Genomic DNA, 11383 nt, shown 5'->3' on the forward strand with positions numbered 1-11383 from the left:
AAATAAAGCCTTCCATAGGAAGGCTTTATAATTAAGACGATTTAAATTAAGCGCACTATTAACTAAGTAATTAGCGTAGTAGTGACATTGCCATGCTTGGAAGCTGGTTAGTTTGAGACAGAACAGTGGTACCTGCTTGCATCAACATTTGGTTCTTAGTCATGTTTGAAGACTCTACTGCAAAGTCTGTATCCATGATACGACCTTTAGATGCTGTAACGTTTTCTACCATGTTACCAAGGTTAGCCATAGTGTGCTCAAGACGGTTGATGTTCGCACCGAAGTCTGCACGAGAGCTACCAATTTTTTCTACTAGACCGTCAGCGCCGCTGATTTTGTCTAGTGCTGCTTTTGCTTTAGTCGCGTCATCGATACCATCTGTAATTGCTGCATCAGCAAGGATAGTAGTGATTTCACCGATACCTGCGCTTGCGCTTACAGTCAATGTTTCAGCAGAAGATGCACCGATTTGGAATGTTACGTCACCTGCACCGAAGCCGCCGCCTTTAAGAAGGTTTTGACCACCGAACTTAGTGTTGTCTACGATGTTGTTTAGTTCTGCAGTAAGCTGTGTGAACTCTTTGTTAAGAGACGCACGGTCTGTTGCACTGTTTGAACCGTTCAACGATTGTGTAGCAAGGTCGTTCATACGGTAAACGATGTTTGTCATTTCATCCATCGCACCTTCAGCAGTTTGCATCATAGAGATGCCGTCTTGTGCGTTACGCATTGCTACTGACATGCCGCGTGTTTGCGCTTCTAGACGGTTAGCAATTTGAAGACCAGCAGCGTCATCAGCAGCTGAGTTCACACGGTAGCCTGTGCTTAGACGTTCCATTGCTGTGTTTAGAAGTCCGCTTGTTGTGTTCATTGTGTTTTGAGTTACAAGCGAAGCGTAGTTAGTGTGCATTGATAAAGCCATCTTAGTCTCCTTAGTTAGTCACTATATCTTTCAGGCCTCGGGATATTCCCTTGTCACTAACTAGAGGCGGTCGGTCGGCTTTAATGATTAATTTGAAAATTAAAAAATTTCTAAAAAAGATAAAAATTGATGATTTTTAGTGATTTGTATTCCATGAAAACCGGGAAAATCATCATATAAGCCTAAATTTTTTAGTTAAGTTAAAGAAACTATTGCCCAATGATCTTGTGGTTATCCGTTATAAATAAAAAAACAGCACGAATAAATCGTGCTGTTTTAAATATAAATGGTTGAGTTTCAACTATTCCTCATCAAAAGACTGAAAGGAGAGAGAGGTTGGGATATCGCTGAAATAACCAAAATAATAACTGGCACCCAATAAACGATAGCGGTTAAGTTCCGTTTGACTCGCTACACGTCCGGCAACCCAAGTATATTTATGCTTTCTTAAGAACTTAGCAATAGGTAGGAAAGCGTGTCTTTCTTCTTTATCCTCTAGTGTGACTGACAATTTGATCATATCGGGACTAAAGTCTGCGACGCGCTCGAAGTTCACTTGCGATGTCGCGACTTCAAACCAAAGTGAATATGCATTCTCTTTTAACTTTTTGGTGAGTGTGGCGACTTTATCACTATCACATAACGTTTCATCAGCTTGAAGAGAAGGAATCACATGTTGAAAAGCAGAAGAGTGGAATTGAATCGTCTGTTCGAGAAAATAAACCCCAGGCTCCCAAAGTAATGCATCCACGCGAATCGGCACGACAACATTACTAATCAAGTCGTGATGAAAGGCTTCTAACTGAAATTGTGTTTGTCTTAGTGCAAGGTAAAGACTGAACAAATCCAGGCAGTACTGCATTTGTTCAGAGAGTTTGAATTGATAGACACTTTGTTCTCCACGCATACCAAATCTCAACGTCAGGTGTTGGAATTCTACTTCCCCTGATTGAGCTTCCCTAATTGCTTGGCATGCGTGTTGGACATCATTGTGTTTTAAAGCATCAAAGACTAATTGATCGTCATCCGTGACGATGTGTTGTACTGCGAGACCAACCAAATGTTCGTACATCGCATGTGTTGAAATAAGATTAACCAAGGTTTCCTACCACATTGATTTGTTTGTTTTCTGGGATTTCGTTGTAAGACAATACTGCCAGCCCTTGTGTAAATGTGCGAGCGTAACGCGCTAGAAGAGGGCGCAGCTGTGGCATAACGAGAAGGATCGGAGGTAGCCCCTGTTGTTTAAGCTGTTGTCTGATCAATGGCAAGTTTTGTTGGAACTGACCAAGAATGTTTGGCTCAATTGGGAAGCTATCTAGTGTTACCGTACCAGAAGATTGTGCTTGTTGCAGTGAAGTTAGTAGCATTTGTTCTAACTCATCAGACAGTGCGTAGACATTTAATTCGTTCTTTTGTCCTGCAATTAAGTTAACAAGCGTACGCTTTAGTGCACAGCGTACATCAGATGCAAGTAGGATCGGGTCCTTTGTATTTTCCGCGGATTCCAACATTGTGTTGGCAATCGTGCGAATATCTTTTAGTGGCACTTGGTCCAATAAAAGCTGACGATATACTTTCAGCTGCTGCGCTGGATTAAGTGCTGCTGCTAATGCTTCTGCTAGTTTCGGGGCTTGTTGTGTCAAACGCTGGGTTATTGCTTCCACATCGTCGTGCGTAAACAATTCTGCAAGGTTTGTCTTCATGATTTTACTAATATGAGTGGCAATAACAGTGCCATCATCGACAACTTGGTAACCCATATTAAGTGCTTTTGCTTTATCTTGATGCTCAATCCACACAGCTGGCAACTGATAAGCAGGATCGCTACCCAAAATGCCATCTACCTCACCGTAAGTTTCGCCAACCGCTATCGCCATTAAACGCTCTGGTTCAATAAAACCTTGCTCAATGACTTCGCCATTTAGAGAAATTGTGTATTGGTTTGGCTTGAGGCTCAGATTGTCACGAATACGAACTTCAGGTAATAAAAAGCCAACTTGTTCAGAAAGGTTTCGACGCACACCGCGGATACGTTGTGATAAAGGAGCCCCTTGTTCTTTGTTGACTAGATGGACGAGTCGGTAACCAAGCGCAAGTGATAATGTTTGGACGTGAGGAATATCATCCCATGTCAGCGGTGTATCATCGTCTTGCATTGCTTGTGAAAGTGCTTCGACCTCTTCAATCTGGGAGTCTTGCACTGGCTTCTTGGTTTGACGCCACCCTGCGAACGCTAATGCGCCAGCAAACGCAAAAAAGGCTAGGTGTGGCATACCCGGTACCATACCGATTACCGCCATAATACCTGCGACAGTAAATAGCGTTGCAGGAGTTGCCAGTAATTGCTTTTGCATGGTTTCCGACATGCCATTATCGCTATCATTAATTCGCGTAACGATAATCGCGGCAGCCGTTGCCAATAGTAGTGAAGGAATTTGAGCAACTAGACCATCACCGATTGTGAGTAGGGCATAAGTTTTAAAGGCGTCAGACGCAGCGAGTCCATGCTCGAAGACACCAATACTGATACCACCAATGATATTGATAAACAGAATCAACAAACCTGCGATGGCATCGCCACGCACAAACTTTGATGCACCATCCATCGAACCATGAAAATCGGCTTCGTTGGCGACTTCTTTACGGCGTAAGCGAGCCGTTTCCTGATCGATAAGGCCAGCGTTTAAGTCGGCATCAATTGCCATTTGTTTGCCTGGTAAAGCATCCAACGTAAAGCGGGCTGAAACCTCAGAAATACGTTCACCACCTTTGGTGATTACGACGAAGTTGATGATCATCAAGATGACGAAAACCACCATACCAACGACGTAGTTACCGCCAATGACGACTTCACCGAATGCTTGAATGACCTTACCCGCTGCGTCACCACCATTATGTCCTTCTAGGAGTACAATTCGCGTAGAAGCCACGTTCAATGTGAGACGTAATAATGTTGCGACCAGCAAAATAGTTGGAAAAACAGAGAAATCTAATGGTCGCTTTGCGGTTGTGCTGACCAGCAATACTAGGATTGCTAAGACGATATTAAAGGTAAACAGCGCATCCAGTAGCAGAGGAGGCAAAGGAAGAATCACCATTGCTAATATCATTAGCAAGACGATTGGAATGCCAACGTAGCCTTTGGTTGATGTTTGAAGTTGTTTTAACCGGTTAAGCATACTTTCGTGTCCTTGGATAAACGCGGGTTAATCAGTGCTGCAAATGTTTTGGAATCGAAAAATGAGGTAAAGGAATTGGCTCTTTTCCCTCACCTTTACGAAAGGCTTTCAATTGCAAAACGTAAGTAAGAATATGTGCCACTGCGATGTACAGTTGGCTTGGGATTGCTTGTTCAATCGCCGTCGTGTGATAAATCGAACGGGTAAGTGGCGGGGAGTTAATGATTTCCACTTTGTTTTCTCGGGCGATACGTTGAATGTGCATAGCGGTTTCGTCTACGCCTTTTGCGACGACAAAGGGCGCGTCAGAAAGCGAAGGCTCGTATTTCAGTGCGACTGCGTAGTGCGTTGGGTTTGTGATGATCACGTCAGCCGTCGGCACCATTTTATCGATCTTACGGCGCGCAAACTGTTGCTGTATTTGACGAATACGTTGTTTTACTTCCGGACGACCTTCATTATTTTTAAATTCCTCTTTCAATTCTTGTTTCGTCATGCGGAGTTCTTTTAGGTGTTCCCAACGCTGATAAGGAATGTCGATAACCCCAAATAACAACAAGGCGAAGCCCATCAAGAGTAAGCCTTCAAACAGAATTGACATTACTAGAGAAAAACCTTGGCTGAGCGGGAGATTTTGCATGCCAAGTAATGGCTGTAAGTGGTTGTCTAAATAGCCATATAAGATGCCGAAGATCACGGCTACTTTGAACGTCGACTTTAAGAGCTCAACCACTGAGCGGGTCGAAAAAATGCGCTTTATCCCGCTCAAAGGATTAATTTTGCTCAGCTTTGGCATCACGTTCGCGGGACGGAACATCCAACCGCCTAGCACAAGGCTACTACCACAGGTCACGATAATAATGACGGTAAACAATGGTAATAGCATGTCGATGATGACCGCTAAACTTTGTCCCAATTGCTCGACAAGTTGTTTAGGATTTTCTAGGTCGGCTCGCGTCAGCATCATGTTGTAGCGAAAGATCCCCGACATGCTTTCCCAAATACTATTAAGCTGAGAGTAAAAGTAGAGCGCCACCGCTAGAAATATTACCGCAGTAGTAAACTCTTTCGCGCGAGGAATTTGTCCTTCCTGGCGGGCTTTCTTTACCTTCTGCGGTGAGGCTTTTTCAGTTTTGTCTTGAGAAGATTGATCGCTCATGCTCCCCCCAACATAAAGTTACTCAAGTGTCTAATGGTGTCGTGAACGAGCGCCGTGTAGCGACCAGGAACACCAGAAACTGAGATTAATACGCTGAATAGACCCAGCAGCATCGTCATAGGAAAACCTAACGCATAGACATTAAGTGATGGTGCGGCTCGGTTCATTACACCAAAACTGATGTTGGCTAGAAGCATGGAAACAATAGCGGGCAAAGCCAAAGCGAGTGAAGAGGCAAACATCCAACCGAAAATATTGACAACACCTTGCAGAGAAAGCGATGTGATACCAGATCCGACCGGCCAAACAACAAAGCTTTGAATCACGATATCTATGACGAGTAAGTGTCCTTCTAGCGCGAGGAACAACAAGGTTGAGAAAATCAGAAATATGCGTCCCAAAATGGCGACAGAAAGCCCGTTAATAGGATCATTCATCATCGCCATACCTAAGCCCATTTGCAGAGAAATCACCTGGCCAAGCATGGTGAAAACGTTAAAGAGCATGTGCAAAATTAACCCAAACATTACTCCCCAAATAGCTTGCTCAAAAGCAAGGAACAGGGAAGTCATAGAGAATAACTCGACTTGTGGCATGGGTGGCATTAACGGTCCAGTAATGACAACGATCGAGAGGGCCAGTAAAGTACGAACCCAAACAGGAATAATCGCATCACCAAAGAAAGGCATTGAAATAAATACGGCTCCCACACGAAAAAACGGCCACCAGAGTTGACCGAGTATCGCCGAGAGCTCTGCAAATGTGATGGCCATTAGCCAATCATCCCTGGTATGTTGTGGAACAAGAAATCAAACAGTTCCATGATCTTACGGAGCATCCAGTGACCTGCAAAAATCACCATTAATAAGGTAACGAGCAAACGTGGCAAAAAGCTGAGTGTTTGCTCGTTGATTTGTGTGGCAGCCTGAAATACGGCGATACACAAACCGACAATTAAGCCTGGAACAACCAATACGGCAACCATCAAAATGATCAGCCATACTGCATCGGAAAATAACGTTACGGTTAGTTCTGGGGTCATAACTGCTCCTCGTTAACCGAAGCTGGCAGATAAGGTGCCAACTGTCATTGCCCAACCATCCACGAGTACAAATACCACCAACTTAAAGGGAAGTGAGACAATTAAAGGTGATAGCATCATCATACCCATTGCCATCAGGACACTGGCGACAACCAAGTCGATGACCAAAAACGGGATGAAAAGCATAAAACCAATTTGGAAGGCGGTTTTTAGTTCACTAATGACAAATGCAGGCAAGACAACGGCAAATGAAATATCCTCAACGTTTTGGTCGAGAGGCTCATTGGCAATACGTAACATTTGTTCAAGAGAGCTTTGGTGCGTCTGTGCCAACATGAACTCTCTCACTGGTTTCTCTGCAACAGAAAAAGCCTGTATTAGCGTGATTTCGCCGTTGTCGTATGGCTGAAACGCATTTTCATAAATATCGCTCCAGACAGGGCGCATAATCAGTAACGTCAATGCGAGAGCGATCCCGACCAACACTCTGTTAGGTGGGCTTTGTTGAAGACCAAGAGCTTGGCGCAAAATCGCAAGGACAACGACAATTCGAGTAAAGCTCGTCGCCATCAAAATAAATGCTGGAAGAAAACTGAGCGCCGTCATCAACAACAGAATTTGCAGTTTAACGCTGTATTCTTGTTGTGTGTCGCCATCAGAAACGGACAAGATAGTTAAGCCGTTGTCAGCCGCCATTGTTGGGAAAGCAAACAAAAGTGACACCAATACCAAAAGAGGTAACCAACGGTGCCAAGCGCTCAGATTTTTCATTGTGATGCCTACCTAAGATTATTGACCAACGCCACTCAATGCAGAGTCATGTACATCGATCAGACGAAGTCCATACTTATCATTGACAACGACAACTTCAGCGTGGCCCATAAGAGAACCGTTTACTTTCACGTCTAAAGGCTCGCCATTGAGCTTTTCCAACTCGATAACCGTGCCTTCACCCGCTTTCATTAAGTCCCCAAGTGGGATCTCCTTACTCGCAACTTCCAGCGTGACTGTGACAGGAATGCTTTTGAAAAAGCTAAGGTCACGTTCCGCAGTGGCTGGTTCTTGTTGGAGCGTATCTTCGGCTTCAAAGTCCTCTAATTGAAAATCATCAAAGTTCAGTTCTTCTGCGTCGAATGCATTAGTTTCTAGCGCTTCGCTCATCGCTGCGGTTCCTTATCAGGGTTAAAGATCAAAACAAGTTGGCCGTCTTGCTCGGCAATACGACCTGTAAATAGAGATTGGTTGCCAATGCTTACTGGAACCGTGTTAAGAAGCTCAATAGGTAAAATATCGTTGGGTTGTAAGCCAACCACATCACTTAAAGGCATCTTCTTTTTACTTAGAACAACGTTCAGTCGAACGGGGGTCGTCTCTAAAGAACGACAGAAAGGTTGAAACAAATCGGTATCAGGCTGCAGTTCAAGCTGCTCGATTAGCGTTTGAATAAGATGACCATCTAGCTTGAGATGAATTGAGCCTTGATGATCGTCAAACGCAATGTTTAATTGAACGTTAATGCCAATACCTCTAGGGGTCTCATACTCACCCGTGTCCCACATTTCACCAGGAGCAAGCCAACCGATGATGATTCGACTGATGCGCTCTTGTAAACGTAAGTCACTGGCCGTCAGAGTAGCGGCTGAGCGCTCTGCACTTGCACCATAAAATCTATCAGCCAACTTTATTAGCGTGTGGGGGTTACCATGGATGAATACCATGCCGCCTTCCTGATGTTGATAGGTCGACGTTTGCTCTTTGTCCATCTCAACCGATGTAAAGCGGTGCAAGTCTACTGAGGTTAAGCTAGCTTCCACTTTTCCTGTGCTGAGCCAATTTTGTAATTCAGTCGTAAGGTTTGAGCAAGATTCTGAAATTAAATTATCGAGCTTCTCACGAATGATATGAATAGGTTTGCCTAATAATTCTACATCAAGTAGTTGACTATCAGAAATAGGCTCGCTAACTCTATTTTCCATTTATATTTTACCGTGCGTTAACAATCGAAAGTGTTTTAACTTAATGGCGTGTAGTCTACACAGAAATTTTAATGATCTTTTAGCTCCAAACTCTAAGATTGTGACTTTAGTTCACATGTTGCTTTGTTCATATAGTCATAATCTTTTAATGAAATTTAAAAAGAGTTAGTTTTCTTTATAAATCGCTTAATAAATAAAATAACAATGTTGAGCGTTTTAGTTGTTATGGATTTTTTAAATTGCCTTTATGGCGTAACAACAACTTCAAATAAATAAATTATAAGATACTGTTTTTTATGCTTAAAGCTTCCGTTGGAGGCTAAGCGTGCTCTCTTGAGCGTTTTGTAACCAATTTTAATATTCAGAATAGGTAATTAAAATGATTAGCTATGCCAGTTCTCTCGGCTTGGTGGCATATTTAATTAAACGGTTTAAGTCATGGGAATGTAAGATATACATGAATCATGTCCGTTTGATAATTTGTAACACAATTATTGTTATCAGTTTTATTTTTTCAAAAGTGTCATATTCAGAAGAAGTCTTAACAATCCCTATGGACCTCTCTAAATGGACATATGAGGGAAATAAATTCAAATGCAACTTGTTGCAATCAAATAAAGACTATGGGAAGTTTTATTTCCTAGCGGAACCTAATAATAAATTCTATTTTATTTCCGATATAGAATATGAAAACAATAAATGGAAAACGATTGCTTTAACAACTCAAAATGCTCCTTGGGGTGATGAGCTTTATAGAAAAGAATTTGGTTCCCTTGAATTTACTAAGCCGTCTCAGCGTTTCATCTTTAATAAAGGCGCTGAAGAATTCATGGATTCAATTGCTTCGGGTAGTTGGGTGACGCTGTCACTTAAAGGAAGTAATGCTTCCTCTGTTTCAGAGATTGTGATTCCTACTCTTCAAATTCAAAACGCATTGAAATCATTTAATGCGTGTCGCGCGCGATTGCCTAAATTGTCTTTTTCAGAGGCAAGGGATATGGCGCTCTCATTTGAGTTTGGTCAGAAGACGTTAAGTCGTGGACAGAAAGCAACACTAGAAGCGCTGTATAGCTATGTATCTGTGGATGATCGAGTGACCAAAATCCTCATCGACGGTCACACCGATAACGTTGGTTCAAGTTTAACGAACCTTTCTGTGTCACGTACTCGAGCAGAGCAAGTCACCAATGCTTTGATTGAGCTTGGGGTCGACGAGTCGATGATCGAAACACGAGCTCATGGTTCACGTTACCCAATTGCCAGCAATAACTCGGTTAATGGCCAAGCAAAAAACCGACGTGTCACCCTGCGTTTAGTGAGGGACAACGAGTATACGGCTACGAAACACCACCCAGATCTACAATCACAAAATCAACAAACGAAAGTTAAGGTTCAATGATGACGAAAACGAAAATTTTGTTGGTTGAGCCAAATGAAGCTCTTGCTCAACCAGTATTGGATGTGTTGCAAAATGCAGGTTACACCGCGAAACACACTCGTACTGGTCGAGGCGCTTTGCTTGAAGAGCGAGCAGAAATCACTTTAGTGAGCTCTACGCTGCCGGATATGTGTGTTCGTGAGTTTGTCGCGTGTCACCAAAAGCAGCGAAATTCGGGTGTTGTTATTGCGATTGTCGACCAAGAACAAGGCATCTTGGCTGCTGAGACGATGAAAGCGGGCGCTACTGATTATCTATTACGCCCATTTGAATCTAATCAGTTGGTTAATCTGCTTAAACGTGTTGAAGCGTTAGGTAAGCCAATGGCCAACATTGTTGCGGAGTCTTGGAGAAGCAAACAAGTTCTGCAATTGGCGCATCGTGCAGCATGTACTAACGCGAGTGTGCTTATTACAGGTGAATCGGGAACGGGTAAAGAAGTGCTGGCGCGATATGTGCATGAGCACTCTCCGCGTATCAATGGTCCATTTGTGGCGGTTAACTGTGCCGCCATTCCAGAGTCAATGTTAGAGGCTGTGCTATTCGGTCATGTAAAAGGCGCGTTCACCGGAGCGACAAATTCTCAAAGCGGTAAGTTTGAAGAAGCAAATGGCGGGACGATTCTGCTTGACGAGATTGGTGAAATGTCACCTGCGGTTCAAGCGAAATTGTTACGCGTCCTTCAAGAGCGTGAAGTAGAACGTGTTGGTAGCCATAAAGCCGTTCAGCTCGATATTCGTGTTATTGCGGCAACCAACAAAGACTTACGTGAGGAAGTTCAAAAAGGCACGTTCCGTGAAGATCTTTATTATCGATTAGATGTGCTGCCTCTGCACTGGCCGCCTTTGCGTGAAAGAAAAGAGGACATTCTACCGATTAGCCAATTCTTTATTGAAAAGTATCAAGATAGCAGCCGCTGTCACCTATCCCAAGATGCGATTAGTGCGCTGAGTCAGTATCACTGGCCGGGCAATATTCGTGAGTTGGAAAATGTCATTCAACGCGCTTTGGTCATGCGTCATGGTGATTACATTACAGCCCATGACCTGATGCTGCCTATTGAGCTTGTCGCGTCAGTTCCTACAGCAGAGCCAACTTCAAGTTTTGGTCATGTAGAAGCGAAGAAGCAAGCTGAATATCAGTTTATTTTGGAAAAGTTACGTCAGTTTGGTGGAAACCGAACGAAAACCGCAAACGCGCTTGGAGTCTCTACTCGAGCGCTACGCTACAAGCTCGCAGCAATGCGAGAACATGGTATTGATTTACAGTCGGCACTAGGCTCGGCTGCCTAATAGGAGAAAAAATAGATGGCAAGTCAACCTACTCATGCGGTCTCGGCAGAGCAACTTATGTTGTCAAAAATGCAGGCGATGCAGGCACAAGTGCAGCCGCCAGAGTTTATCGTGAGTGCAAATCCTTTAGATCAACAATCACTAAACGCACCTTTATCGTTCTCACAAGCGATGACAAATGTGTTGGATACAGTGAATCAACATCAATCAGTGGCTAGTCAAAAAATGACGGCCGTAGAAACAGGAAAAAGTGATGACCTAGTTGGTGCAATGGTCGCGAGCCAAAAAGCCAGCTTGTCCTTTAATGCTTTGATGCAAGTGCGCAACAAAGTCGTGACCTCATTTGAAGATATTATGAAGATGCCGGTGTAA

Annotated in this window: 12 protein-coding genes; 3 read left to right on the plus strand and 9 right to left on the minus strand. The window is 43.5% G+C overall.

All coding sequences use genetic code 11. The annotated features are described in order from the left end of the window. Positions 1-70: 70 nt before the first annotated feature. From lafA to R7Q47_RS01595, 9 genes are all read right to left on the minus strand, one after another. Positions 71-922: a lateral flagellin LafA gene (lafA, locus tag R7Q47_RS01555; protein ID WP_005375019.1), complete on the minus strand. Its 852-nt coding sequence runs from the start codon at positions 920-922 to the stop codon at positions 71-73. Between the two features lie 301 nt (positions 923-1223). Further along, positions 1224-1994, minus strand: coding sequence for an EAL domain-containing protein (locus R7Q47_RS01560; RefSeq protein ID WP_017633491.1), 771 nt, complete (start codon positions 1992-1994; stop codon positions 1224-1226). Between the two features lie 19 nt (positions 1995-2013). Continuing rightward, positions 2014-4104 carry a flagellar biosynthesis protein FlhA gene (gene flhA / locus R7Q47_RS01565; RefSeq protein WP_005375024.1) on the minus strand — a complete coding sequence of 697 codons (2091 nt, stop codon included), beginning with the start codon at positions 4102-4104 and terminating at the stop codon, positions 2014-2016. A 31-nt stretch (positions 4105-4135) separates the two neighbouring features. Next, entirely contained in the window at positions 4136-5263 is a 1128-nt protein-coding gene (gene flhB, locus R7Q47_RS01570) for a flagellar biosynthesis protein FlhB (protein ID WP_005375025.1), read from the minus strand. Then, on the minus strand, positions 5260-6036 hold the full coding sequence (fliR, locus tag R7Q47_RS01575) for a flagellar biosynthetic protein FliR (RefSeq protein ID WP_005375027.1): 777 nt from the start codon (positions 6034-6036) through the stop codon (positions 5260-5262). Before fliR ends, flhB begins: the two co-directional genes overlap by 4 nt. Next, on the minus strand, positions 6036-6305 hold the full coding sequence (gene fliQ, locus R7Q47_RS01580) for a flagellar biosynthesis protein FliQ (protein WP_005375036.1): 270 nt from the start codon (positions 6303-6305) through the stop codon (positions 6036-6038). Before fliQ ends, fliR begins: the two co-directional genes overlap by 1 nt. Before the next feature lie 12 nt (positions 6306-6317). Continuing rightward, complete coding sequence (gene fliP / locus R7Q47_RS01585) at positions 6318-7076, minus strand: flagellar type III secretion system pore protein FliP (protein WP_005375037.1); 759 nt, start codon at positions 7074-7076, stop codon at positions 6318-6320. An 18-nt stretch (positions 7077-7094) separates the two neighbouring features. Further along, positions 7095-7466 (minus strand): flagellar motor switch protein FliN, encoded by a 372-nt coding sequence (fliN, locus tag R7Q47_RS01590; RefSeq protein ID WP_005375038.1) that lies wholly within the window; start codon positions 7464-7466, stop codon positions 7095-7097. After that, on the minus strand, positions 7463-8281 hold the full coding sequence (locus R7Q47_RS01595) for a FliM/FliN family flagellar motor switch protein (protein ID WP_005375039.1): 819 nt from the start codon (positions 8279-8281) through the stop codon (positions 7463-7465). The genes fliN and R7Q47_RS01595 overlap by 4 nt, the downstream gene beginning before the upstream one ends. Before the next feature lie 379 nt (positions 8282-8660). On the opposite strand from R7Q47_RS01595, the gene R7Q47_RS01600 reads away from it, so the two are divergent. From R7Q47_RS01600 to fliE, 3 genes are read left to right on the plus strand one after another with little or no spacing between them, the layout of a single operon-like run. Further along, positions 8661-9680 (plus strand): OmpA family protein, encoded by a 1020-nt coding sequence (locus R7Q47_RS01600; RefSeq protein WP_021707593.1) that lies wholly within the window; start codon positions 8661-8663, stop codon positions 9678-9680. After that, positions 9680-11011: a sigma-54 interaction domain-containing protein gene (locus R7Q47_RS01605; RefSeq protein ID WP_031778880.1), complete on the plus strand. Its 1332-nt coding sequence runs from the start codon at positions 9680-9682 to the stop codon at positions 11009-11011. The genes R7Q47_RS01600 and R7Q47_RS01605 overlap by 1 nt, the downstream gene beginning before the upstream one ends. 15 nt (positions 11012-11026) lie before the next feature. Further along, entirely contained in the window at positions 11027-11383 is a 357-nt protein-coding gene (fliE, locus tag R7Q47_RS01610) for a flagellar hook-basal body complex protein FliE (RefSeq protein ID WP_005375045.1), read from the plus strand.

The organism is Vibrio sp. Vb0349 (genome assembly GCF_033338975.1).

What these genes read in the sequence shown, in the direction of transcription:
- fliP (WP_005375037.1), bottom strand. Translation starts at nt 7,076, where the DNA reads ATGAAAAATCTGAGCGCTTGGCACCGTTGGTTACCTCTTTTGGTATTG.
- flhB (WP_005375025.1), bottom strand. Translation starts at nt 5,263, where the DNA reads ATGAGCGATCAATCTTCTCAAGACAAAACTGAAAAAGCCTCACCGCAG.
- fliN (WP_005375038.1), bottom strand. Translation starts at nt 7,466, where the DNA reads ATGAGCGAAGCGCTAGAAACTAATGCATTCGACGCAGAAGAACTGAAC.
- fliE (WP_005375045.1), top strand. Translation starts at nt 11,027, where the DNA reads ATGGCAAGTCAACCTACTCATGCGGTCTCGGCAGAGCAACTTATGTTG.
- R7Q47_RS01560 (WP_017633491.1), bottom strand. Translation starts at nt 1,994, where the DNA reads ATGTACGAACATTTGGTTGGTCTCGCAGTACAACACATCGTCACGGAT.
- fliR (WP_005375027.1), bottom strand. Translation starts at nt 6,036, where the DNA reads ATGGCCATCACATTTGCAGAGCTCTCGGCGATACTCGGTCAACTCTGG.
- R7Q47_RS01595 (WP_005375039.1), bottom strand. Translation starts at nt 8,281, where the DNA reads ATGGAAAATAGAGTTAGCGAGCCTATTTCTGATAGTCAACTACTTGAT.
- flhA (WP_005375024.1), bottom strand. Translation starts at nt 4,104, where the DNA reads ATGCTTAACCGGTTAAAACAACTTCAAACATCAACCAAAGGCTACGTT.
- R7Q47_RS01600 (WP_021707593.1), top strand. Translation starts at nt 8,661, where the DNA reads ATGATTAGCTATGCCAGTTCTCTCGGCTTGGTGGCATATTTAATTAAA.
- lafA (WP_005375019.1), bottom strand. Translation starts at nt 922, where the DNA reads ATGGCTTTATCAATGCACACTAACTACGCTTCGCTTGTAACTCAAAAC.
- R7Q47_RS01605 (WP_031778880.1), top strand. Translation starts at nt 9,680, where the DNA reads ATGACGAAAACGAAAATTTTGTTGGTTGAGCCAAATGAAGCTCTTGCT.
- fliQ (WP_005375036.1), bottom strand. Translation starts at nt 6,305, where the DNA reads ATGACCCCAGAACTAACCGTAACGTTATTTTCCGATGCAGTATGGCTG.